Genomic DNA, 22,304 nt, shown 5'->3' with positions numbered 1-22,304 from the left:
CTGGATAAGGCGGCCCGGGGTCGATCCGGGCCGCAGAAGGCCGTTCAGGCCGCAACCTTCATGCTGGCGACATGTTGGGCGAATTTGGGCATCACGTCCTCTTTCACGCCGCGCATGCAGTTGCGCCAGAATGCCTTGTCGTCCCATTCGTGCGAGGCGAGCAGAAGCCCGCCGAACGGCCCCACCTCGTCGGCAAAGGCGATCAGCCGGTCGAGCACGGTCTTGCGGCTGCCGACGATCACCATGTCGTCCACCACGTCCTGCAATTCGACATCCTCGGGCTTCTGGTCGGGGCGCAGCTGGAAGATCGCCTTGGCGCCGGCGCGGCCAAGCTGGGTGTAGAGGTAGTGGTAATAGGCGAAGGCCGCGCTCATCGGCCGCTCCATGTATTTCTGCGCCTCGGCGTCGCTGTCGGCCAGCACGATGGACCGCGCGATGCGCCAGCTGTCGGGGCTGGCCTTGCGCCCCGCTGCCTCGGCGCCTTCGGCGTATTTCTGCCAGTGCGACCTGACCACCCAGGCGGCGTTGAAGTTGGCCGAGGTCAGATCCCAGCCCATCTGCCCGGCCAGCTTCGCGGTGCCGGAATAGGGGCTCATCGCCGAGGTGACGAAGGGCGGGAAGGGGTTGCGCAGCGGCTTCGGGATCGGGCCGAGGCCCATGTCGCCCTGATAGGTGTCGACGATGCGGACGTTCCAGTATTTGCCCTGGATGTCGTAGGGCGCATCGCCTTCCCAGATCTTGCGGATCATCCCGGCGCTTTCGACCATCATCTCGCCGCGGTTCTTGTCCAGCGTGCCGAACAGTTCGAAATCGGTCGACAGCCCGCCCGGGCCGATGCCCATGATGAAGCGGCCCTTGGACATGTGGTCGAACATGGCGCAGTTGGCGGCGACCTTGGCCGGGTGATGATGCGGCAGGTTCAGCACGCCGGTGCACAGCTTCACGTTCTTCGTCAGCGGCAGCAGGTAGGACAGGAACTGCAACGAATCCGAAATCGGTTCGGTCTGGGCCGAATAGTGTTCGCCCACCCAAAGCTCGTCATAGCCCACCTCGTCGGCGTAAAGCGCGGCCTCGATGTCCATGTCATAGCTTTCGCCCCAGGGCCTGCCGATCGCATGCAGCGGCATCATGAAATAGCCGAGTTTCATGGGTTTCCCCCCTTGCTGTTGTTCCGGTTGCATCAGGCCCGCGGCATCCGGCCCCGCCGTTCCCGGCGGGAAACCCCATGCGCCGCACTGCCGCGGAAGGGCCGTCCCGCGCGCCCGCCCCTTTGGGCGGTTCCTTCCCTCGCGCGCCGGATTGCCCCGTTCCGACAGTCAGTTAGGGGCCTGCCGCGAAGGCTGACAATTGTCTCTCTTGCGACAGGTGCGGTGTGCCGACTGACGCAGTTTCACCAATTCCGCGCAGGGGCCCGCGTAAACGCAAGGGGCCCGTCCTGCGACGGGCCCCCGGCGGCGCAAGGGCCGGAAGTCAACGGTAGAGCGCGGGCCGGGTGGCGGCGGGAATCGCCACCCGACCGCCCTCGTTCAGGGATTTCAGCGCGGCATCGGCGATGATCGTGGCAAGATAGCCGTCCCAGGCGCTGGCGCCTGCGGGCACGCCGCTGCGGACCCCATTCACCCAGCCCTGCAACTGCAACCGATAGGCATCGGCAAAGCGCCCGCGCCAGTCGGCGGGATAGGCGGCCGCAACACTGCCGTTCCGGCGAAAGGCCGCAGGCTGCGGCCGCGCCAGTTCCGCCGTGCCCTCTTCGCAGACCACCTCGGTGCGGATGTCATAGCCATAGGCCGCGCTCATGTATGCCTCGACATCCGCCACCACGCCCTGGTCGGTTTCCAGCACGATCATCAGCGGATCGCGCAGCGTGGCCGTGCTTTTCCGGCGCGACCGCATCACCTGCACCGCCGCGATCTCTTGTCCCAGAAGCCAGCGCAGGATGTCGAATTCATGCACGGCGGCGTTGGTGATCGACATGTCGGCCTGGAAGTAGCCCGGCACCGTCGCCACCCGGTGCACGCAATGGGCCAGCAGCACGGGGCCGAGGCCCCCCTGTTCCAGCCCCGCGCGCAGATCGCCATAGAACGGATCGAACCGGCGCATGAAGCCGACCTGGATCAGCCGCCGGCCCAGCTTTGTCTCGGCCTCGATCAGTTGCAGGCATTCGGCGGCGCTGGCGGCAAGCGGCTTTTCGCACAGCACGGGTTTGCCCCGGGCAAGACAGGCCAGCACGAATTCGGCATGCGTCGCATCGGGCGAGGCGATCAGGACCGCCTCCACCTCGGGGTCGTCGATCAGGTCGATGCCCCGGGCATGGACCCGGCGCGCGCCGTTCGCGCCTGCCGAAGCCTCTGCCCGCGCGCGGTCGGGATCGAACACCGCCACCAGATGCGCCCCCGCCACCTGCGACGCGAGGATCCGCGCATGGTCGCTGCCCATCACCCCGGCGCCAAGGATGCCGATTCCGTAACTCATGGTTTGCTCCTCGATATTCCCAGCCGTCACTTGACGATGCCCATTTTCGAACGGTCGGTGGTCAGCGCGACGGCGATCAGGATGACGATGCCGAACGCGACGTCCTGGCTGGCCGGCGGCAAGCCCGAAATGGTGGCCCCGACACGGATCAGCACCGCGATCAGCCCGCCGATCAAGCTGGCCGCCACCCCGCCGATCCCGCCCGAAATCGCGGTGCCGCCGACGACCACCCCCACCAGCGCGGGCAAGAGCAGGCCGTTCGCCACCGTCGCATTGGCGAACAGCGTCTGCGACAGCATCATCATCCCGCCAAGCGCCGCACAGGCCGACGAAATGGCGAAAGCCACCGTCCGCACCAGATCGCGCCGCACGCCGGAGATATAGCTGGCAAGCTCGCTCTGGCCGAAGGCGTAGACATCGCGCCCGAAGGGGGTGAAGCGCAGCACGGCGGACAGCACCGCCGCGATGGCCAGCACGATCAGGAAGGCGTTGGGCATCCCCCCCGTCCGCGCCGACAGGACGTCGAAGAAGGCAAGGCCCGGCCTGATCCCCACCATGTTCGCCTTGCTGATGAACAGCGCCAGCCCCGCAAAGATGCCAAGCGCGCCGAGCGTCATCACGAAGGACGGGATCTGCAACCGCCCGATCAGCCAGCCCTGCACCCCGCCCGCCACGGCGGCGCCCGCCACCACCACCGGCCCCGCCCAGGACCCGAGCGAATGGGACAGGATCGCCCCGCAGACCGCCGAAAACGACGCAACCGCCGCGACCGACAGGTCCAGACAGCCCAGAAGCACCGGCAGCGTCAGCCCGACGATGATCAGAAGCAGCGGCGCATTGTCCATCAGCAGCCCGTTGATCGCCCGCCAGCGCAACAGCCCCGGCGCCGCCGTGGCAAGCGCGGCAAAGACGGCGATCAGGATCAGGGCCGGCCCGAACTGGCGCAGCCTTTCGCGCGCCACGGCAGAGAATGTGGTCTGCATCTGCGGAATCCCCTTTCAGACCATGGCGCGAACGAGGTCTTCCTCGGTCGGCGGGTTGTGCTGGACATCGTTGATGCGGGCGCTGACGCTACCGTCCTTCATCACCACGATGGTGTCGGAAAGGGTCAGCACCTCGTCCGGCGTGTCGCCGACAAGGACGATCGACAGGCCCTCATCCGCCAGTTCGCGGATCACGGCGAACAGATCGGCCCGCGCCCCGGGGTCGAGCCCGCGGGTCGGGTGATCCAGCAACAGCAGTTTCAGCGACTTGCCGATCAGCCATTTGCTCAGCACCGCCTTCTGCTGGTTGCCGCCCGACAGCTTGTCGATCCGGTGGTCGATCGAGGGCGTGCGGATCGCCAGTTTCCTGACCCAATCCGCCACGATGCCGCGTTCGCGCGCCCGCGACAGCAGGCCCGGCGCCACCCCGTGCTGACGGCCGAAGGTCAGCGCCATGTTTTCCGACACGCTGGTGTTGCGCACCATGCCCTCGGTCTTGCGTTCGGCAGGCAGGTAGCCGATGCCTTGCCGGACGGCCGCAGCGGGGGTACGGGCCTGCAAGGGCTTGCCCTCGAACAGGATCTCGCCGCTCCACCGGTCCGTCAGGCCGAACACCGTGCGCAGCACCTGTTCCGCCCCCGAACCATGCACGCCGATCAGGCCCAGGATCTCGCCCGGCGCAAGGCCCAGATCGACGCCGCGCACCGCGCCCGGCACGGTCAGCCCGCGCACCTCCAGCCGGGGGCGCGGGTTCGCGTATACCGCCCGCGGCCGCCGCGCGACCGCACCCGCGCGCTGCCTGCCGACCATCAGTTCGTAGAGTTCATCGACCTTCACCTCGTCCTTGCGCCGTTCGGCCACGTTGCGGCCATCGCTCATCACATAGACCCGGTCCGAGATGTCGAGGATCTCGTCCATACGGTGCGACACGAAGACGACCGAGGCACGGTGCTTGATCCGGCGGATCTGCGCGAACAGCGCCTGGATCTCGGGCGGGTTCAGCACAGCGGTCGGTTCGTCGAACAGGATGACCAGATGCCCGCCGACCAGTTCTTCCAGCGCCAGCACCTTGGCCAGTTCCACCATCTGGCGCTGCGCAAAGCTCAGATCGCCCACCGGGGTGGCGGGGTCGATGTCCAGCTCGATCTTGTCCAGTTGGCGGCGCGCCTGATCCTTCATCTCGGCCCAGCGATAGACGCCGGCGCGGGTGAAGGTGACGGGCTTGTCCAGAAACAGGTTCTCGGCCACGGTCAGGCTGCCGATCAGCGACTGTTCCTGATGGACAAGCCCGATCCCGGCCCGCGCCGCCTCCAAAGGCGAGCGCAGCTGCACCACGCGGCCGCCAAGGCGAAGCCGCCCCGCATCGGGCTGGTGCAGCCCGGCCATGATCTTCATCAGGGTGGACTTGCCCGACCCGTTCTGCCCGATCAGGCCCAGAACCTCGCCTTCGTGCAGGACCATATCCACATCGTCCAGCGCCACCACATCGCCGAAACGCTTGGCCACACCTTCCAGAGATAATGCCCCGGTCATTTGATCACCCTGACCTTGCGGCGCAGATGCCAGGTGGATGCGGCAACCGCGACGATGATGACCGCGCCTTCCAGCGCGCTTTGCAAAAGCGGGTTGGCCCCCACCTGGATCAGCCCGTTGCGCAGCGTGACAAGGATCAGCACACCGACCAGCGATTGCAGCACACCCCCGTGCCCCCCCGACAGAAGCGTGCCGCCGACGACACAGGCGGCGATGGCGGGAAACAGCAGGCCGGTGCCTGCCAGCGGGTTGCCGACCCCGATCTGCGCGCCCAGAAACACCCCGGCCAGCGCATAGCCCGCCCCGGCGATCACGAAGGCGGCCAGCCGGTGGCGGTTCACGCGGATGCCGGACATGCGCAGCACGGCCTCGTTCTCGCCGATGGCGCGGCTCATCCGGCCGAAACGTGTGGTCCGTTCGACTGCGGTCGCCACCAGCGCCAGCGCGACGGTCAGGTAGACCAGCCCGCTGAGCCCCAGATGCTTGTCGATGGCAAGGCCGGTGATCCGCGCATCCAGAATCTGCGGCTGGCGCGCGGGAAACAGCAGCGACGCCATCCCGGCCGTCATCAGCCACGCCCCCAGCGTCACGATCAGCGAGGGCATCCGCACCCAGATGCAGACCAGCCCGTTGAGCAGCCCGACCAGCGCCCCCGCCCCCACCGCGGCCGGCACCGCCCACAGACCGATGTCGCGCGGGGTGACGGAATTCACGATCAGGATCGACAGCACGATATTGGCCAGCGAGGCCACCCCCTCGACCGACAGGTCGATGGAGCCCTGCAACAGCACGAAGGTCAGCCCGATCACCACCACCGCCGGAACCACGGCGGATTCGAAGATCGCCTGCCCGTTCGCCAGCGAGGCGAAGTTCGGTTCCGCCAGGCCGAAGACCAGCGCCAGCCCCGCCAGCGCCGCGACCGGCCCCAGCGACTGAAGCCGTTTCAACAGCCTTTCCGGGCGGGCGGCCCCGGCCCCCGCCGGCTGCGGCGCTCCTCCCTTGCGGGAGGAGGCCGTCGCTTCCGGCGTGCCGGTCGAAAGCTGACCGTCATGCATCGTCGACCCCATCAGTTCACGCCCGGCGGGATCTGACCGACCGAGGCGGCCCAGTAGTCGGCCTTGATCGCCTCGTAGGTGAACGCGGCCGGGTCGGGCTTGGTATTGAGCACGTCTTCGACGTTCTCTTTCGTCACCAGCGTCTGGCGCACGAAGAAGTCGCGCTGGCCCTCGGTCAGGTCGGCCAGTTTCAGTTCGCCCACCCGCACGGCATAGGTCAGCGCCGCAGCGACCGCGCCGTGTTCCTGCGAACTGCCCCGCATCGTCGACAGGATCTCGCCGGTCTTGATCAGTTGCAGCACGTCGCTGGATCCGTCGGTGCCGGTGACGGGGATCTTGCCCGCCAGCCCCTTTTCGCGCAGCGCCGCGACCACGCCCATGGCCATGCCGTCGTTCTGCGCGAAGACCCCCTTGATCCGGTCGCCATAGCGCACCAGCCATGCCCGGGTGATTTCCTGCCCCTCGGACTGCTGCCAGTTGCCGATCTGTTCATCCAGAACGGTCATGCCGGGACATTCCTCCAGCACCTTGGCAAGGCCCATCTCGCGCTGCTTGGCCGGGGCGTTGTCGGGGATGCCTTTCAGCACCACGATCTCGCCCTGCCCGCCCAGCGCCTCGCACAGGGCCATGCCGTTCTGATAGCCCGCGTCGATCCCGTCGAAGGACAGGTTCGCAACCCAGGCCTCGGCCGCGGTATCCCAGGGGTGGATTTCCTCGGGGCGGTTCCACAGCGTGCTGATGAAGCCGCCGGCCTGTTCCACCCGTTCCACGAAAACCTTGGTGAAGGCGGGCGAATCCGGGAACCAGGTGAAGATGCAGCCTTCGCAGCCGGGGGCGAGGATGGCGCTGATGTTCTGGAACGATTTCTGGCCGTCGAAGTCGTTGCTGAACACCTCGACGCTGCCGCCGACAGAGCCCATGACCTGTTCGGCGCCCCAGATGACCTCTTGCCAGTATTCGCTGCTGGTGCTGCCGACGCCGAGGTAGAGCTTTTTCGCCGCCGCATCGTCGGCGGCCGCCTGACCCACCGCAGCGAACAGGGCGATGGCCGCCGCGCAGGACAGGAATGGATTGCTGTGCAGTTTCATTTTGCCTCCTCCAAGCAAAAGTGAAGTGAGCCGAAACGGCGCCGGCCTTCCGGGCCGGTCCACCGCGAACGGACAAGGCATTTCGCCGACCGCTGGCCGCAGAGGGTCGCGATGCCCCTGGAAAACCGTCTCCCGGCCGAACGGCTGGCCTCCTCCGTGGTGCCCATGTAACTGCACCCCGCCGCGGCCTGACCACTCTGATCAACAAGCGTCAGCCCCCGCCCGCCGGACCGTCTCAGATATGACATTGGGCCAGCAATCGGCGCCCGCCGGTCGGGCATATGGACAGGGGGTGACGGGGAAAACCTTCGGATCGCCCGCACCCGCAGGTCAACGGGCCAGCCGTGACGGGAGTTTCAGGCGCCGCGCTTCTTTCCGCCCAGCTTGCGGTAGAGCGTGGCGCGCGACAGGCCCAGATAACGGGCCGTGGCAGAGACGTTGCCGCCGTTGTGGCGCAGCGCCGCCTCTATCCGCGTCCGTTCCGCCTGCGACCGGGCACGCAGGTTGTCGTGGGCGATGCGGTCCACGATGGCCTCGGGCAGATGGGCCAGACGGATCGGGCCGCCCCCGGCCAGCACCAGCGCATGGCGGGCCGCGTTGCGCAATTCGCGCAGGTTGCCGGGCCAGTGGTGGCTGTAAAGCACAAGCTGCGCCATTTCCTCGATCTCTGGCCGGGCCAGCCCGCGCATCGCCGCCTCTTGCCCCAGCACGTCGAGAAGCCGCTGTTGCAGCCCCGGCAGGGCACGCAGCGGCGCCAGCGCCACCGTCGCCCCGTTCAGCCGGTGGAAAAGATCGCCACGAAAGCTGCCCGCCGCCACGCGTTCGGCCAGATCCTGCGTCGACAGGCTGACCAGATCGAGGTTGCGCCGCGCCAGCAGGTCGTCTTCGGACAGAAGCTGCGTCAGCCGCCGCTGAAGCTCCGGCGACATATCTTCGGCCCGGTCCAGCACCAGAAGCGCGTCCGAAATCCAGTCGAGGCGGCGCAGAAGCGGTTCCGCCTCTTCCTCGGGCATGGCGCAGTTCAGCACCACCACCCCGCTTTCGGGCCGGTCGGTCCGCCGGCCCGTCATCCTGGCCAGGACGGATTTCCCGGTGCCGGTCTCGCCCTTGACGATGACGGGCAGGCCCTCTGCCAGCATCGCAGAGGTGCGTTGCAGGGCCTGCGTGAAGGTTTCGTCGAACAGCAGATGTTCGGCCCGACCGCGATCCGGGCGCGCCCGGCTGCCCCCGGTGCGGGCCATCGGTCGCAGGAACAGGCTGCGGCCATCGGCAAGGCGGATCCGGCCGGGCGCACCCCGCCCCGCGGGCCAGCCGCCCTGAAGGAAATCGTCCAGATCGGCCCCGATCAGCGCCGCGCGGTCCCGCTGCAACAGGATGGCGGTGGTCGAGGTGACATCGGCGATCCGCCCGTTGTCGTCCAGCGCCAGTTGCGGTTCGGCGGCAGGGTCGTCGCCCTCTGCCGTGTCGGAAAGCGAAAACACCCGCAGCCCGGCATGGCGCAACGCGAAGGTCTTGTGCTCGATCCGCCAGGCGGTACGGCGCACGGCCTCGCGCAGAGTCTGCGCCATCTCGGCGTCGGTCGGCCGCATCGAGGTGATGTTGACCAGACCGACGACCGCGCCCCCGGCCCCGAGGATCGGCGTGGCGATGCAGGTCAGCTTGGCCAGCCTGCTGGAAAAATGCTGGCCCCCGAGGATGGAGACCGCACCCCCCACCTTCAGGCAGGTTCCCATCCCGTTGGTGCCCTGAACCGCCTCGTCCCAGATCGAGCCGGGCAGCACGCCCACTGCGCTGAGATCGCCCAGAAAGCGGTTGTCGCAACGGTAGAGCAGCTTGACCGCCTCCGGCGAGCCGAGAGAGACAAGGCATTCCTCGCCGCCGAGCCAGCGGAAAAGCCGGTCCAGTTCGGGCGAAGCGAAGCGGATCATCGGTTCGTGGCGGTCATGCGCCTCGCGCAGTTCGGCCGAGGTCATCACATCGGCCACGCGCTGCACGTCGGGGGCAAGATGGTAATCCTCAAGGCAGCGGCGCCACGATTCCTCGACAAGGCGCGGCAACGGCAGGGCGCCCTGCCCCGACCTCTGCGTCAGCTTCTCGATCTCGGATCTCATGCCACGCGTTCCCCCCCGGGGCAGTATAACCGCCCCCGGCCCGGACCGGAACTGTCGCAACAAGGACAATCCGGGCGGCGGCGGTATCTCATCTGCGCCATCGGCCCCGGCCCGCCGGCAGGTCTAGCATGGCGGCGGAACCGGAATGGAGGAAAAGATGTCAATCCTGTTCGACCCGATACGGATCGGCGACCTGGATCTGCCGAACCGCATCCTGCTGGCCCCGCTGACCCGCTGCCGCGCGGGTGCGGCACGGGTGCCGAACCGGACGATGCAGGACTACTACGTCCAGCGCGCCGCGGCCGGGCTGATGATCACCGAAGGCACCATCGTCAGCCCGCAGGGGGCGGGCTACCACGGCACGCCCGGCATCTGGAACGACGAACAGGTCGCGGGCTGGCGCCGCGTCACCGATGCGGTCCATGCCGCTGGCGGGCGGATCTTCGTGCAGCTGTGGCATTGCGGCCGCGTGTCGGACCCCGAATTCCACGATGGCGACCCGCCGGTGGCGCCCAGTGCGGTCCTGCCCGCCGGGCGGGTGATGCTGCTGCGCCCGTTCCGGCCCTATGTCACGCCACGCGCGCTGACGACGGCAGAGGTCGCCGCCACGGTCGCGGATTTCCGGCGCGGGGCGGAAAACGCGCTGCGCGCCGGGTTCGACGGGGTGGAACTGCACGCCGCCAACGGCTACCTGATCGACCAGTTCCTGCAGGACAAGACCAACCGCCGTACCGACCGATACGGCGGCAGCATCGAGAACCGGGCGCGCTTTCTGCTGGAGATCGCCGATGCCTGCGTCTCTGTCTGGGGGGCGGGGCGGGTGGGCGTGCACCTGCGCCCCCGGATGGAGGAACACGACATGGGCGACAGCGACCCCGCCGCGCTGTTCGGCCATGTCGCGGCGGAACTCGGCCGTCGCCGCCTCGGCTTTCTCTTCGTGCGCGAGATCTGGGGCGCGGACAGCCTTTTGCCGATGATGAAGCGGCGGTTCGGCGGGCCGGTGGTCTGCAACGAGCTGATGACCGCGGCGGATGCCGCGGGGCTGATCGGGGCGGGCCATGCCGATCTGGCGGCCTTCGGGCGCGATTTCGTGTCGAACCCCGATCTGGTGGCGCGGCTGCGGCGCGATGCGGCGCTGACCCCGGCGGATACCGCCACGTTGTTCACGCATGATGCGGCAGGCTACACCGACTACCTGACCCATGACGAAATCCTTGCAGGCCGGACCCGCATCGCCGCTGCGGCCCCGGCCGAGGATCTGGGCCGCTACCTGCGCTGAGCCACCCTGCGCCCCCGCATGCGGGGGGCGCAGGTTTCGGCGCCCTCAGGCCGGGACGGGCGCGTTGGCGGGGATCAGCCCTTCGGCGCGCAGATCCTGCCAGAAGGCCGCGGGCGCCTTGCGGGCCAGTGCCGCCGCGTTCTGGCGCACCTCGTCTTCGTTCTTGCAACCCAGCAGCAGGCTGATCACCACCGGATGCGCGGCGGAAAACTGCAACGCGGCTTCCGGCAACAGCACGTCGTGACGCGCGCAGACCGCCTCGATCCGCGACACGCGGTCGATGATCCCTGCCGGGGCCTCCATATAGTCGAAGGTGCGGGTCTGGCCGCGCACGCCGCCGCCGAGGATGCCCGAATTGAACACCCCCGCCGCGATGACCGCGATGTTGCGGCGTTCCATTTCGGGAAAGAACGTGTCCAGCGGTTCGTGGTTCAACAGCGAATAGCGCCCGGCAAGCGAACAGCAGTCCAGATCGAACGCCTTCGCCATGTCCAGCACGGCCTCTGTCTCGTTCACGCCGATGCCGATGGCGCCTGCGGCACCCGCGCTGCGGATTTCGTCCAGCGCCTTCAGGCCGCCGTCTTCCAGCTGTTTCCAGTAGGTGCGGTTCAGATCGTCCCCATGGGTGACGCGGCCGATGTCGTGGACATGCAGCACATCGAAACGGTCCAGCCCGAACCGCTGAAAGCTGTCCTCGACCGACCGCATGATCCCGTCATAGCTGTAGTCGAAGCCCTGCACGAAGGGAAAGCCGCCCTGCCAGACGATACCCCCGCCGTAGAGGAACTTCTGCTGCTGCACCGTATCGGACTTGCGGCGCAAAAGCCGGCCGACCTTGGTCGCGATCGTCACCTTGTCGCGGATGCCGTTGGTGCGCAGCACCTGGCCGAGGAACAGTTCCGCCCGGCCCGACCCGTACATGGGCGCGGTGTCGAAATAGCGATACCCGGCATCATAGGCGGTCATCACCACCTTCTCGAAGGTCTCGTAGCTGGTTTCATGGCCGAAACCGGCAAGGGGCACCGTGCCCAGCCCAAGCCGGGAAACCTCGACCCCGCGGCTGCGGATCTTCGTGCCTTGCTGCATGTCGTCTCCTCCTGACGCGGTGGCGGTACCGCCTGTTCGGGCCGCAGCCTAGCCCGCCCCGCATATCGGGACACAGTGGCGCATCTGCGCCAGCCCCGCCCCTGCCCCCGTCGCAAGAGCGACAGTTGCCTGCCCCGCCGCCCGGGGCCCAGAAAGATCCGCGAACACCCCCGCAAACACGAAAGCCCGGCCCGGTCGCGGCTTGGGAGAAAGCCATGAAAACACCGAAAGACCACGCCGCCCGCAGCCTGCCGTCCGCGGGCGACGCCGAGCCCGCGGCCCCCGGTGCCGGACGGGCCGTGGCGGGGATCCGGCTTTGCGGCGGCTGCGGCGTGCCGCCGATGCGGGTGGCCTGATCCCGTGCCGGTACCGGCCTTTCCCCCGCTGCCGCCCGGGTTCCTCGACCGGCTGTCGTCGATCCTCGGGCCGCGCAACCTGTTGACCGGGGGCGATGCGACCGCGCCCTTCCTGACCGACGAACGCCGGCTTTTCCCCGGCGCGGCGGCGGCGGTCGCCTGCCCCGGCAGCACGGCAGAGGTATCCGCCCTGGTCCGCGCCTGCCGCGAGGCGGGGGTGCCCATCGTGCCGCAGGGCGGCAACACCGGCCTTGTCGGCGGCGCCAGCGCGCCCGCGGGCAGCCTTCTGGTCAACCTGCGCCGGATGAACCGCATCCGGGGGGTCGACCCAGCCAACGCCACCCTGACGGCAGAGGCCGGCACGGTCCTTGCGACCGTGCAAGAGGCCGCGCGCGATGCCGGGCGGCTGTTTCCGCTGTCGCTGGCGTCCGAGGGTTCGGCCCAGATCGGCGGGCTTCTGGCCACGAATGCGGGCGGGATCAACGTGCTGCGCCACGGCAACATGCGCGACCTGACCCTGGGGATAGAGGCGGTGATGCCCGATGGCCGCGTGCTGCACGGGTTGGGCGGGCTGCGCAAGGACAACACCGGCTATGACCTGCGCCATCTGCTGATCGGGTCGGAAGGGACGCTGGCGATCCTGACCGCCGCCGTGCTGCGGCTGTCGCCGCTGCCGCGGCAGCGGGTCACGGCGCTGGTCGCGGTGTCCGGTGCGGCGCAGGCGCTGGCGCTGCTGGATCTGCTGCGCGACCGGGCGGGCGAGGCGCTGGTCGCGTTCGAATTCATGGTGCAGGCGACGGTGGCGATGCTGGTCGAGGCTGGGCACGGCTTTCCCGTCGATCCCGCCCTTCCGGCCTTCGTGCTGTTCGATCTTACCTCGGCCGACCCCGAGGCCCCGCTTGCCGCACAGGCAGAGGCGATCCTTGCCCGAGCCTTCGACGGTGGCATCGTCCTCGACGGCACCATCGGCGCCAGCGAGGGGCAGAACCGCGCCATGTGGGATCTGCGCGAACGCCTGCCGGAGGTGCAGAAGCATTTCGGCCCGTCGATCAAGCACGACATCGCCGTGGCGGTGTCGCGCATTCCCGACTTCCTTTCCCGCGCGGGGGCGGCCTGCGCGGCGGCGATGCCGGGTTGCCGGATCGTGCCCTTCGGCCATCTGGGCGACGGCAACCTGCACTACAACCTCAGCCCGCCGGACGGCATGGCCCCGGCGGATTTCCTGGCGCGGCAGGGCGACATCAACCGCATCGTCCACGACATCGTGCACGATCTGGGCGGCTCCATTTCCGCCGAACACGGGGTGGGGCTGATGAAGCGGGCGGAGCTTGCACGCTACAAGGACCCCGTGGCGCTGGATGCGATGCGCGCGATCAAGGCGGCGCTGGACCCGGCGAACCTGATGAACCCCGGCAAGCTTTTGCCCTGACCAAGGGCCGGAACGGCAAGGCCCCCCTGCGGACAGGGGGGCCCGGATCGCCCGGCAGGGCGTTACTTGAAGCTGGCGACCGTTTCGCGCGTCACCGGGAACCACGGCACGTCATAGCGATGCGCCGACCCGCCGGCCCAGTCCATCTGCGCCCAGATGTCGGACTGCGGCTGATACGCCTCGCCCTCGATGGCGCGCAGCGCGAGGTCCATCGCGCCCTGCCCTTCGAAATGGGCGGACTTGTAGAGGGTGTATAGGTTGCTGTCCTCGACCGCGCGCAGGGCGTCGGGGATGCCGTCGATGGACACCACCTTGACCTTTTCGAAATCCAGCCCCTTGGCGCGGATCGCCTCCATCGCGCCGAGGCCCATCTCGTCGTTTTCGGCGATCACGCCGGTGATGGCGTCACCATAGAGCGACAGCCAGTTTTCCATCACCGCCAGCCCCTCGGCCCGCGACCAGTTGGCGGATCTGGAAGCCAGAAGTTCGATCCCCTTATGGTTCGCCAGCGACTCGTCGATGCCCTGACGGCGCAGAAGCTGGGGCGAGTTGCCGATGGGGCCCTCGATGATGACGACCTTGCCCGACCCGTCCAGCCGCTTCGCCAGTTCCTCGGTGATCATCCGGCCGCCTTCGACGTCGTTGGTGGCGATATGGGCGAAATACTTGTCGCCCGCCGCCCCGGTGACAGAGGTGATGACCGGGATCCCCGCCGCCGCCGCACGTTCGACCGGGGCCTGCGCCGCGTCGAAGTCGATGGGCGCGAAGATCACCGCGTCGTATTGCTGGGTGATCACCGTATCCATCTGGTTGCTTTGCACCACCGCGTCGAAACGCCCGTCGAGGATGGTCATCGCAACCGTGCCATCGGCGACGGCGGGATGCTTTTCCATCTCTTTCGTCCAGGCCGACATGTATTCGGGCAGGCCGAAGGGCATCACCGCGACGCGGTATTTCGCTTCGGCATGGGCAGCACCCGCCGCAAGACCCGTCATCATGGCGGTGGCGATCAGCAGTCGTTTCATGGTTTCCTCCCTGGGAACGTGATGTTGTGCGGATGCCTGACGCTGGACACCGGCCCCGGGGGCATCCTTGCCCGCGGGCCGGTGGCGGCCGGGGTCAGGCGCCCTGCGGGACCGGCGCGTTTTCGGGCAACAGCCCCTCGGCCCGCAGGTCCTGCCACAGCGCGGCGGGGATGGGGCGGGCCAGCGCGGCGGCGTTCTGCGCCACCTCGGCGGTGTTCTTGCAGCCTTGCAGGATGCAGGCCACCGCCGGATGGGCCGACACGAACTGGATCGCCGCCTCCGGCAGGGCGACGCCGTGGCGGGCGCAGGCGGCCTCCAGCCGTTCGACCCTGGCGATGATTTCGGGCGGGGCCTGCATGTAGTCGAAGATGCGCGTCGCGCCCTTGGACCCGCCGCCGAGGATGCCGGAGTTGAACACCCCCGCCGCGATCACGGCGATGCCGCGTTTCTGCATCGCGGGGAAGAAACTGTCGAGCGGCCCCTGGTTCAACAGGCTGTAGCGCCCGGCAAGCAGGCAGCAGTCCAGATCGAACTCGGCGGCCATACGCTCGACCGCTTCCATCTCGTTCACGCCGATGCCGATGGCACGGGCGCCGCCGGCGGCGCGCAATTCGGCCAGCGCGCGATAGCCGCCCTCGCCCAGTTCGCGCCAGCGGTTTTCGGCGTTTTCCCCATGGGTCAGGCTGCCGATGTCGTGGACATTCAGGATGTCGAAGCGTTCCACCCCGAACCGTTGCTGGCTGTCCTCGAACGACCGCATGATGCCGTCATAGGTGTAGTCGTAATGTTCCGCAAAGGGCAGCGCGCCGTCCCATGTGATGCCGAACAGCCCCTCGCCCTGTTTCGCCCGGCTGGCGGGTTTCAGCAGGCGGCCCACCTTGGTGGACAGCGTGACCTTGCCCACCAGATCGTTGGTGCGCAGCGCATGGCCCAGGAAATGTTCGGCCCGGCCCATGCCGTACATAGGTGCGGTGTCGAAATAGCGGATGCCGGCCTGATAGGCCGCCAGCACCACCGCCTCGAACGTGGCATAGTCCACCGCGGGAACGCCGAGGCCCGCCAGCGGCACCGTGCCCAGACCCATGCGCGTCAGCTTGACCCCGGTCGCCCGGATTTCCGTCTGTTCCATCTTGTCCTCCGGTTGATGCGGGCGACCCCGGGGGGCCGCCCGTCTGCCACCCTCAGGCGGCGCGGCGCACGGCCGGGGCGACCTCTTCGGCCAGGCGGCGCATGCTGATCCATTCGCGGTCGCGGTTTTCGCCCGACCCGTCCATCGACGCCATCAGCAGCGTGCCGAAGGGCCCGGACCGTTCGCGCAGGCTGATCAGCTTTTCGGTCACGGTCCTGGACGACCCGTAGAGGACCGAGGCCTTGATCAGCGTCTCGACCGTCACCTCTTCGTTCGGCATGCCCAGAGGTTTCATGACGTCGGTGTAGTCGGCGCGTTTCAGCACCTCCCACAGGTAGTTGAAATAGTAGTAGTTGGACCCCTTGGGATCGAGCAGCCAGTCCTCGGCCTGCGCGTCGCTTTCGCCGATCAGCACGTTGCGCGCCACCGACCAGTCCTTGCCGGTGGCCGGGCGGCCCGCCGCCTCGCAGCCCTGCACATAGCGGCGCCAGTGGCTGATGACGGTGCTTTCCGGGGCGAAGTTCGCGGTGATCGGGATCCAGCCCTGTTTCGCCGCATAGCTGACCGACCCGCTGTCGGGCGACATCGACGACAGCGCGATGGGCGGGTGCGGCTGCTGATAGGGCTTGCCCATGTAACCGATGCCCAGTTCCGGCACGATGTTCTCGGTCAGCTTGACCGGCCAGTGCTTGCCCGGAATGTCGTAGGGCGCATCCTGCGACCAGATCTTGAGGATGGTGGAAATGGATTCGGCCAGCCGCTCGTTGCGCACTCCGGCGTCGAGATTGCCGAACAGCTCCATGTCCGAGGCAAGCCCCCCCGGGCCGATGCCGAAGACGAAACGCCCCTCGGCCATGTGGTCGAACATCGCCACTTCGCCGGCAACGGTGACGGGGTGGTGGTTCGGCAGCGCGATGACCCCGGTGCAGAGCTTGATCGTCTTGGTGCGGTGCAGAAGCGAGGCGAGGAAGATCAGCGGCGAGGTGATCGGTTCGGTGGTGGCCGAAAAATGTTCGCCCACCCAGGCCTCGGCAAAGCCGAGTTCATCGGCATAGACGATCTTGTCGCCGTTTTCCTTCAGCACCTCGACGAAAGACCTCGACGCCGGGTGCAGTGGCATCTGGAACAGTCCGAGTTTCATGGTTCCTCCCTTGGGGTCTGGAGCCCCGGTTTCCGCCGATCTGGGTAGCAACGCGGGGGCCGCTGCCGGAACTGGTCAGATGCGGCAGGCCGGACAGGGGGACCTGTCTCAAAAAGACAATTGCCGCCGCGGGGGCGGCGGGCCCAGATCGCCCTAGGCGCGGCCGGATCCGGCAAGGATGCGGCGGCAGGCGCTTCCCCCGCCCGCGCCGCCCGTTCCATCAGCCGCAGGGGAAGCAAGGGAGGACATCATGAAAGCCCTGCGTTTCCACGCGGCAAGGACGCTCGTTCTGGAAGAGATCGCCGAACCGGCCGATCCCGCGCCCGATCAGGTGGTGATCCAGAACCGCTTTTGCGGCATCTGCGGCACCGATCTGCACGAATATGCCTATGGCCCGATCCTGATCCCGAAGGACCCGCACCCTTTCACCGGCGCGCATGCGCCGCAGGTTCTGGGCCATGAATTCGGCGGCGTGGTGCTGAAGGCCGGCCGCGACATCCGCCATGTGAAGGAAGGCGACCGGGTTTCGGTGCAGCCGCTGGTCATGCCCCGCGCGGCCGAATTCTATGCCGACCGGGGGCTTTTCCACCTGTCCGACCAGATCGCCTTGGCCGGTCTCAGCTGGATCGGCGGCGGCATGGCTGAACGGGCGCTGCTGAACGGCTACAACGTGGCGGCCATTCCCGACAGCCTCAGCGATCAGGACGCGGCGCTGGTCGAACCGACCGCCGTCGCGGTCTATGCCTGCGACCGGGCGGGGATTGCGGCGGGCAATTCGGTCCTCGTCACCGGGGCGGGGCCGATCGGGCTTCTGGCGGCGATGGCGGCGCGGGCCGCCGGGGCGGCGCAGGTGTTCCTGTCGGACGTCAACCCGACCCGGCTGGCGCTGGCGCGGGGGATCATGCCCTGGATCGTCACCCTCGACCCGCGCGCGGCGGATGTGGGCGCGGCGGTCCGTGCCGCGACCGAAGGCGGCGTGGGCTGCGACGTGGCCATCGAATGCGTGGGCAACGGTGCGGCGCTGAACACCTGCGTGGATGCGGTGCGCAAGCGCGGGGTCGTGGTGCAGGTCGGGCTGCATCCGGGCGAGGCGGCGGTCAACTGGTTCACCGTCACCTTCAAGGACATCGACATCCGGGGGTCCTGGGCCTATCCGACGCATCTGTGGCCGCGCACGATCCGGCTTCTGGATGCGGGCCTGATCCCCGCCCGCCAGATCGTCACCCGCACGGTGGGCTTGGACGATGCGGTGGGCCAGGGGTTCGACGCGCTTCTGGATCCGGCGGGGACGCAACTGAAGATCCTGATCGACCTCGGGGCCTGAGGACGGGGCTGGGTTCAACCTGTCGCTCTGTCTGGCGAAGGCGCGTGCCTTTGCCATATCCTGCCGGTGCCACTTGTCCGGCCGGGGGCCCCAAGCCCCCGGCCAACGCCCGCCCCGCCCATGGCGGGCGCTGGCCTGACCGGGTTTCCTGACATCACCGTCTCCAGTGTCACCCCCGCGCGCACGGGCGGGGGAAACGCGATGCGTTTCCTCATCCCGCCCGGCCAGAACGGTGGCAGGAGTACCGATCCGGTCACGGCCCATCTCACCCCGCCTTGCGGAACCGTGCCTTCAGCATGTCGATGAACACCCGCGCGTTCTGTCCGTCGGGCGGGCCATAGCGCGACTGCAACAGCGACAGGGTGATGCGGATCGGCTCTGCGATCGCGGCGACGGCGGTGCCGGGGGGTGCGCCGCCCTCGACCGCGAATTCGTCGACGATGGCCAGCCCGATCCCCGCGCGCACCATGGCGATGGCCAGTTCGCCCCGCGGCACCTCCATCACGATCCGGGGCGCGACACCGGCCTTTTCGAATTCGGCGGCGATGATGCGGCCGAAGGGGATGGTGCGGTCGTACATCACCAAGGGTTCCGCCGCGACCTCTGCCAGCGCGACCTGCGGCCGCCCCGCCAGCGGATGCCCCGCCGGGATCAGGCAGACCATCCGCCGGGTGCCGAGCGGCTCGCAGGTGATCCCCGGATCCTCGACCGGCAGGACGGAGATCGCGAGGTTCGCCCGCCGCGACACCAGTTCGCGCGCCATGTCGGCCAGAAGCGTCGTGTGATAGCTGACATGCACCTGCGGATGGGCCGTCAGGAACCGCGCGATCACCGCCGGAATGGCGTGGATCGCCAGACTGGGGCTGGCCGCGATGGTCTGCGTGCCGCCCGGCCTTCGGGCCAGTTCGCGGGCGAAATCGTCGATCCGAAGCGCACCCTGGTAAAGCTTTTCGACCTCGCCGATCAGCAACTGCGCCTCTGCCGTGGGCACCAGACGGCCGCTGGCCCGTTCGAACAGGCGCAGGCCCAGGCTTTGTTCGGTATGGGCCACGACCCGGCTGATCGCGGGCTGCGAGATGTTCAGCATCCGCGCCGCCCCGGACATGGAGCCGGTCAGGATCACCGCGCGGAACACCTCCATCTGCCGCAGCTTGAAGCGCATGCCATAACCATCTGTTATTGATCCGATCACATCGGCATATGCGCCGGCCCGCGTCAATCCCTATGCTCCGCCCCGACGCAGGACAGGAGGACACATGCGGATAGGGTTCGTGGGGTTGGGCATGATGGGCCTGCCCATGCTGGAAAATCTCGCCCGTGCGCCGGGGTTCGAAATCCGCGCGCTGGACCGGGAGGAGGCGCCGTTCCGCCGCCTCGCCGGCCATCCCGCCTGGGGCAGGGGGCTGTCGCGCGCCGCCGATCCGGCCGCGCTGGCGGATTGCGACTTGGTGATCACGATGCTGCCGAACAGCCCGATCACCAATGCGGTGATCCGCGGCGCGCCCGGCCAGCCGGGGCTGGCGCAGGTGCTGCGCCCGGGGGCGGTGGTGATCGACATGGGGTCATCCAACCCCGCCGACACGATCGCGCTGGCGGCCGAACTGGCGGAAAGGGGGATCGCGCTGGTGGACGCGCCGGTTTCGGGCGCCGTGGCCAAGGCGGAAACCGGCGATCTGTCGATCATGGTCGGCACCGATGCGGCGGGGCTGGCCCCCCTGCGCCCGCTGCTGTCCGCCATGGGCAAGGTGCTGATCCCCGCCGGGCAGACCGGCGCCGCCCATGCGATGAAGGCGCTGAACAACTATGTCTATGCCGCGGGCCTTCTGGCCGCGTCGGAGGCGTTGGGCATCGCGCAGGCAATGGGGCTCGACCTTGCGGTCTTTGCCGATGTGCTGAACGCCGCATCCGGGCGCAACGTGGCGACCGAGACCAAGGTGAAACAGTTCATCCTGCCCGGCAGCTATGCCGGCGGCTTTGCCCTGCGGCTTCAGGCCAAGGATCTGGCCACCGCCGACGCGCTTCAGGCGCTGACGGGTTTTGCCGCGCCGCAACTCTCGCTCTGCGCCGCGCTGTGGCAGGAGGCTGCGGCCGCCCTGCCCCCGGCCGCCGACAACACCGAAATCCACCGATACATCGCGCGCCGCCCGCAGGCGGGCACGACCGGGAACTGAGGAAAACACCATGTCGCTCGTGACGATCCGCAAACGCGCCCTGACCGTCGAGACCACCTTCCACGAATTCGGCCCCCCGCCCGAACGCCCGCTGAAACTGGCCGCCGCCAGCGCGGTGATCGCCAATCCCTTCGCCGGCCGGTATGAACCCGACCTGATGCCCTTCATGGCCGAACTGCGCGCCCTGGGCCGCGAACTGGCCGAGGAACTGGTCGATACCCTCGGCGGGCGCGACCGGATCGAGGTCTATTCCAAGGCTGCCATCGTGGGCCTGAACGGCGAGATGGAACACGGCGCCGTCTGGCACGAGGCCGGGGGCTGGGCCATGCGCGAGGTGCTGGGCCAGCCCAGGGCGATGGTTCCCGCCAACAAGGCGGTGGCGGTGGCGGGCTACCGGCTGATGGTGCCGGTGCACTACATCCACGCCTCTTTCGTGCGCAGCCATTTCAACAGCATCGAGATCGGCATCCAGGACGCCCCCCGCCCCGACGAGATCCTGTTCGCGCTGGTGATGGGCACCGGCGGGCGGGTGCATTCGCGCCTCGGCGGGCTGCTGAAAGAGGATGCCAAGGGGCTGGACGGGCTGCGCTAGGGCGGATCGACATTCAGCCCGTGATCTGGCCGCGCAGGGTAAGGAAACGCACTGCGTTTCCCCCGCCCGTCGCGCGGCGGTGCCATCAGGGGCGGAGATGCCGGGCAACCCGGCCCGGCCAGCGAAACACGTATCGCTGTGGCGAAGGCGCGCGCCTTCGCCAGCCCGGCGGAAGGGCGGAATAGCGATCATCCCAAGGTCCTTGTCCGCGGCACTGTTGCGCTGAGACCCCCGGATGTCTCGCCGATGACGCAGATGACCCACTGCCGGCAAGGGGCATGCAGGACTAAGGTTTCAGGGACCGAACCGGGTGGTTTCCGCAACGGGCCTTGGCCGGCGGCGCCGCCGGGAATACCGGCCCTGCCCACCACCGGACGGCGAAATTTCAGGGAGGAACCGATGAAGAAACTTGTCAGCGCGGCGGTCACGGCCACGCTTCTGTCCGGGACGGCGGCATTTGCCGAAACGGAATACCGGGTCGGCGTCATGCTGTTCGGCCTGTCCGAATACATGTCGCTGCTGACCAAGGCGATGGACACGCATCCGATGGTCGTCGACGGCACCGTCAAGCTGACCGTGCTGGACGGTCGTTTCGACGCGGTGGTGCAGGCCAACCAGATGGACACGCTGATCACCCAGCAGTTCGACGCGGTGATCTTTGCGCCCATCGACCAGGACGCCGCCGTCGCCCCGATCCAGCGCGCCCGCGCGGCGGGCATCCCCGTGATCACCGCCGTCACCGGCGCCGCGGGCGACGACTTCAACGCCTATATCGGCCCCTCGGATGTCGAGGCCGGCAGGCTGATCGGCGAAGAGATGGCCAAGCGGCTGGACGGCAAGGGCAATGTGGTGATCATCGAAGGGCCGATCGGCAACTCGCCCCAGATCAACCGCCGCAAGGGCATCGACGAGGCGCTGGCCAACCATCCCGAAATCAAGGTCCTCGCCTCCAAGACCGGCAACTGGTCGCGCGCCGAGGGGCTGGCGGTGATGGAAAACTGGCTGTCGCTCTACGGCGACGGGATCGACGGCGTTATCGCCCAGAACGACGAGATGGGCCTCGGCGCCATCGAGGCGATCCGCGCCAAGGGCCTGACCAACGACCGGATCAAGGTCGTGGCCATCGACGGCATTTCCGACGGGCTGAAGGCGGTCAAGGACTACGGCATGTTCACGCTCGCCCGTTCGGTCACGTTCGAGGGGCAGGCCGCGCTGGACCTCGCGCTCGGCGCGGTGATCGGCGCGGGGTATGAACCGAAGGCGGCGGGCTGGACCGAGTTCGACCTGCCGTGGAACGGCGGCACCGACAAGCTTTACGGCGCGCCGTGGTTCCCGGTCTATCCCGACAATGTGGCGCAGTTCCAGGCCGACTGACCCCGACCGCAAGGCACCCCCGCCCCCGGCCATCGCGGCCGGGGGTTTCCGCATGCGCGGACGGCGGCGCCGCAACGAAAATCCCCCGCCCGGGGGCCCGGGCGGGGGAGGGTGGGCGGCGGGGGGAGCGCACGCCGCCATGTCCGGGGCCCGAAA

At 68.4% G+C, this 22,304-nt stretch carries 19 protein-coding genes; 7 read left to right on the top strand and 12 right to left on the bottom strand.

Going from position 1 to position 22,304, the window contains the following annotated elements:
- Positions 1–44: 44 nt before the first annotated feature.
- From RGD00_RS12865 to RGD00_RS12835, 7 genes are all read right to left on the bottom strand, one after another.
- Positions 45–1,148 (bottom strand): LLM class flavin-dependent oxidoreductase, encoded by a 1,104-nt coding sequence (locus RGD00_RS12865; RefSeq protein ID WP_310457739.1) that lies wholly within the window; start codon positions 1,146–1,148, stop codon positions 45–47.
- Positions 1,149–1,470: 322 nt separating this feature from the next.
- A complete protein-coding gene (locus RGD00_RS12860; protein ID WP_310457738.1) occupies positions 1,471–2,472 on the bottom strand; it encodes a Gfo/Idh/MocA family oxidoreductase in 1,002 nt (333 codons plus the stop codon).
- Between the two features lie 26 nt (positions 2,473–2,498).
- Positions 2,499–3,455, bottom strand: a complete 957-nt coding sequence (locus tag RGD00_RS12855) for an ABC transporter permease (protein ID WP_310457737.1) — start codon at positions 3,453–3,455, stop codon at positions 2,499–2,501.
- Positions 3,456–3,470: 15 nt separating this feature from the next.
- Positions 3,471–4,988 (bottom strand): sugar ABC transporter ATP-binding protein, encoded by a 1,518-nt coding sequence (locus RGD00_RS12850; protein WP_310457736.1) that lies wholly within the window; start codon positions 4,986–4,988, stop codon positions 3,471–3,473.
- A complete protein-coding gene (locus tag RGD00_RS12845; RefSeq protein WP_310457735.1) occupies positions 4,985–5,935 on the bottom strand; it encodes an ABC transporter permease in 951 nt (316 codons plus the stop codon). Before RGD00_RS12845 ends, RGD00_RS12850 begins: the two co-directional genes overlap by 4 nt.
- A gap of 119 nt (positions 5,936–6,054) precedes the next feature.
- Positions 6,055–7,131 (bottom strand): sugar ABC transporter substrate-binding protein, encoded by a 1,077-nt coding sequence (locus tag RGD00_RS12840; protein ID WP_310457734.1) that lies wholly within the window; start codon positions 7,129–7,131, stop codon positions 6,055–6,057.
- A 356-nt stretch (positions 7,132–7,487) separates the two neighbouring features.
- Positions 7,488–9,242, bottom strand: a complete 1,755-nt coding sequence (locus RGD00_RS12835; RefSeq protein ID WP_310457733.1) for a sigma-54-dependent Fis family transcriptional regulator — start codon at positions 9,240–9,242, stop codon at positions 7,488–7,490.
- 157 nt (positions 9,243–9,399) lie between these two features.
- Here RGD00_RS12835 and RGD00_RS12830 point away from each other — a divergent pair, with 157 nt between their 5' ends.
- Entirely contained in the window at positions 9,400–10,521 is a 1,122-nt protein-coding gene (locus RGD00_RS12830; protein WP_310457732.1) for an alkene reductase, read from the top strand.
- A 45-nt stretch (positions 10,522–10,566) separates the two neighbouring features.
- Here the strand turns inward: RGD00_RS12830 and RGD00_RS12825 are convergent, their stop codons facing one another.
- Positions 10,567–11,607, bottom strand: coding sequence for an aldo/keto reductase (locus RGD00_RS12825; RefSeq protein ID WP_310457731.1), 1,041 nt, complete (start codon positions 11,605–11,607; stop codon positions 10,567–10,569).
- Positions 11,608–11,822: 215 nt separating this feature from the next.
- Here RGD00_RS12825 and RGD00_RS12820 point away from each other — a divergent pair, with 215 nt between their 5' ends.
- Together RGD00_RS12820 and RGD00_RS12815 are read left to right on the top strand one after the other, a co-directional pair.
- Positions 11,823–11,963, top strand: a complete 141-nt coding sequence (locus RGD00_RS12820; RefSeq protein WP_310457730.1) for a hypothetical protein — start codon at positions 11,823–11,825, stop codon at positions 11,961–11,963.
- Positions 11,964–11,967: 4 nt separating this feature from the next.
- Entirely contained in the window at positions 11,968–13,392 is a 1,425-nt protein-coding gene (locus tag RGD00_RS12815; RefSeq protein WP_310457729.1) for an FAD-binding oxidoreductase, read from the top strand.
- A gap of 62 nt (positions 13,393–13,454) precedes the next feature.
- Here RGD00_RS12815 and RGD00_RS12810 read toward each other — a convergent pair whose 3' ends face one another.
- From RGD00_RS12810 to RGD00_RS12800, 3 genes are all read right to left on the bottom strand, one after another.
- The gene (locus tag RGD00_RS12810; RefSeq protein WP_310457728.1) at positions 13,455–14,417 is read right to left on the bottom strand and encodes a substrate-binding domain-containing protein; all 963 of its coding nucleotides are present in this window, start codon (positions 14,415–14,417) and stop codon (positions 13,455–13,457) included.
- A gap of 94 nt (positions 14,418–14,511) precedes the next feature.
- Complete coding sequence (locus RGD00_RS12805; RefSeq protein ID WP_310457727.1) at positions 14,512–15,546, bottom strand: aldo/keto reductase; 1,035 nt, start codon at positions 15,544–15,546, stop codon at positions 14,512–14,514.
- 52 nt (positions 15,547–15,598) lie between these two features.
- A complete protein-coding gene (locus tag RGD00_RS12800; RefSeq protein ID WP_310457726.1) occupies positions 15,599–16,687 on the bottom strand; it encodes an LLM class flavin-dependent oxidoreductase in 1,089 nt (362 codons plus the stop codon).
- A 250-nt stretch (positions 16,688–16,937) separates the two neighbouring features.
- Here RGD00_RS12800 and RGD00_RS12795 point away from each other — a divergent pair, with 250 nt between their 5' ends.
- Positions 16,938–18,011 carry a 2,3-butanediol dehydrogenase gene (locus RGD00_RS12795; protein WP_310457725.1) on the top strand — a complete coding sequence of 358 codons (1,074 nt, stop codon included), beginning with the start codon at positions 16,938–16,940 and terminating at the stop codon, positions 18,009–18,011.
- A 265-nt stretch (positions 18,012–18,276) separates the two neighbouring features.
- On the opposite strand, the gene RGD00_RS12790 is transcribed toward RGD00_RS12795, so the two are convergent.
- Positions 18,277–19,173: a LysR substrate-binding domain-containing protein gene (locus tag RGD00_RS12790; protein ID WP_310457724.1), complete on the bottom strand. Its 897-nt coding sequence runs from the start codon at positions 19,171–19,173 to the stop codon at positions 18,277–18,279.
- A gap of 94 nt (positions 19,174–19,267) precedes the next feature.
- Between RGD00_RS12790 and RGD00_RS12785 the strand changes: the two genes are divergently transcribed.
- The 3 genes from RGD00_RS12785 to RGD00_RS12775 all read left to right on the top strand — a co-directional run bounded on the left by RGD00_RS12785 (position 19,268) and on the right by RGD00_RS12775 (position 22,148).
- Positions 19,268–20,182 (top strand): NAD(P)-dependent oxidoreductase, encoded by a 915-nt coding sequence (locus RGD00_RS12785; RefSeq protein WP_310457723.1) that lies wholly within the window; start codon positions 19,268–19,270, stop codon positions 20,180–20,182.
- A 10-nt stretch (positions 20,183–20,192) separates the two neighbouring features.
- On the top strand, positions 20,193–20,774 hold the full coding sequence (locus RGD00_RS12780; RefSeq protein ID WP_310457722.1) for an amino acid synthesis family protein: 582 nt from the start codon (positions 20,193–20,195) through the stop codon (positions 20,772–20,774).
- Positions 20,775–21,173: 399 nt separating this feature from the next.
- Positions 21,174–22,148 (top strand): substrate-binding domain-containing protein, encoded by a 975-nt coding sequence (locus tag RGD00_RS12775; protein WP_310457721.1) that lies wholly within the window; start codon positions 21,174–21,176, stop codon positions 22,146–22,148.
- The last annotated feature ends 156 nt before the right edge of the window (positions 22,149–22,304 follow it).

The sequence above is a fragment of the Ruixingdingia sedimenti genome (assembly GCF_031432425.1).
In the GTDB taxonomy this organism is placed as follows: domain Bacteria; phylum Pseudomonadota; class Alphaproteobacteria; order Rhodobacterales; family Rhodobacteraceae; genus Ruixingdingia; species Ruixingdingia sedimenti.
This window is presented reverse-complemented; position numbering and strand designations above follow the sequence as displayed.

Bases quoted from the DNA above. Each gene is read 5' to 3' on its own strand.
- RGD00_RS12800 (WP_310457726.1), bottom strand. From the start codon at position 16,687: ATGAAACTCGGACTGTTCCAGATGCCACTGCACCCGGCGTCGAGGTCT.
- RGD00_RS12780 (WP_310457722.1), top strand. From the start codon at position 20,193: ATGTCGCTCGTGACGATCCGCAAACGCGCCCTGACCGTCGAGACCACC.
- RGD00_RS12790 (WP_310457724.1), bottom strand. From the start codon at position 19,173: ATGCGCTTCAAGCTGCGGCAGATGGAGGTGTTCCGCGCGGTGATCCTG.
- RGD00_RS12805 (WP_310457727.1), bottom strand. From the start codon at position 15,546: ATGGAACAGACGGAAATCCGGGCGACCGGGGTCAAGCTGACGCGCATG.
- RGD00_RS12825 (WP_310457731.1), bottom strand. From the start codon at position 11,607: ATGCAGCAAGGCACGAAGATCCGCAGCCGCGGGGTCGAGGTTTCCCGG.
- RGD00_RS12785 (WP_310457723.1), top strand. From the start codon at position 19,268: ATGCGGATAGGGTTCGTGGGGTTGGGCATGATGGGCCTGCCCATGCTG.
- RGD00_RS12820 (WP_310457730.1), top strand. From the start codon at position 11,823: ATGAAAACACCGAAAGACCACGCCGCCCGCAGCCTGCCGTCCGCGGGC.
- RGD00_RS12840 (WP_310457734.1), bottom strand. From the start codon at position 7,131: ATGAAACTGCACAGCAATCCATTCCTGTCCTGCGCGGCGGCCATCGCC.
- RGD00_RS12850 (WP_310457736.1), bottom strand. From the start codon at position 4,988: ATGACCGGGGCATTATCTCTGGAAGGTGTGGCCAAGCGTTTCGGCGAT.
- RGD00_RS12810 (WP_310457728.1), bottom strand. From the start codon at position 14,417: ATGAAACGACTGCTGATCGCCACCGCCATGATGACGGGTCTTGCGGCG.
- RGD00_RS12835 (WP_310457733.1), bottom strand. From the start codon at position 9,242: ATGAGATCCGAGATCGAGAAGCTGACGCAGAGGTCGGGGCAGGGCGCC.
- RGD00_RS12795 (WP_310457725.1), top strand. From the start codon at position 16,938: ATGAAAGCCCTGCGTTTCCACGCGGCAAGGACGCTCGTTCTGGAAGAG.
- RGD00_RS12865 (WP_310457739.1), bottom strand. From the start codon at position 1,148: ATGAAACTCGGCTATTTCATGATGCCGCTGCATGCGATCGGCAGGCCC.
- RGD00_RS12775 (WP_310457721.1), top strand. From the start codon at position 21,174: ATGAAGAAACTTGTCAGCGCGGCGGTCACGGCCACGCTTCTGTCCGGG.
- RGD00_RS12830 (WP_310457732.1), top strand. From the start codon at position 9,400: ATGTCAATCCTGTTCGACCCGATACGGATCGGCGACCTGGATCTGCCG.
- RGD00_RS12860 (WP_310457738.1), bottom strand. From the start codon at position 2,472: ATGAGTTACGGAATCGGCATCCTTGGCGCCGGGGTGATGGGCAGCGAC.
- RGD00_RS12855 (WP_310457737.1), bottom strand. From the start codon at position 3,455: ATGCAGACCACATTCTCTGCCGTGGCGCGCGAAAGGCTGCGCCAGTTC.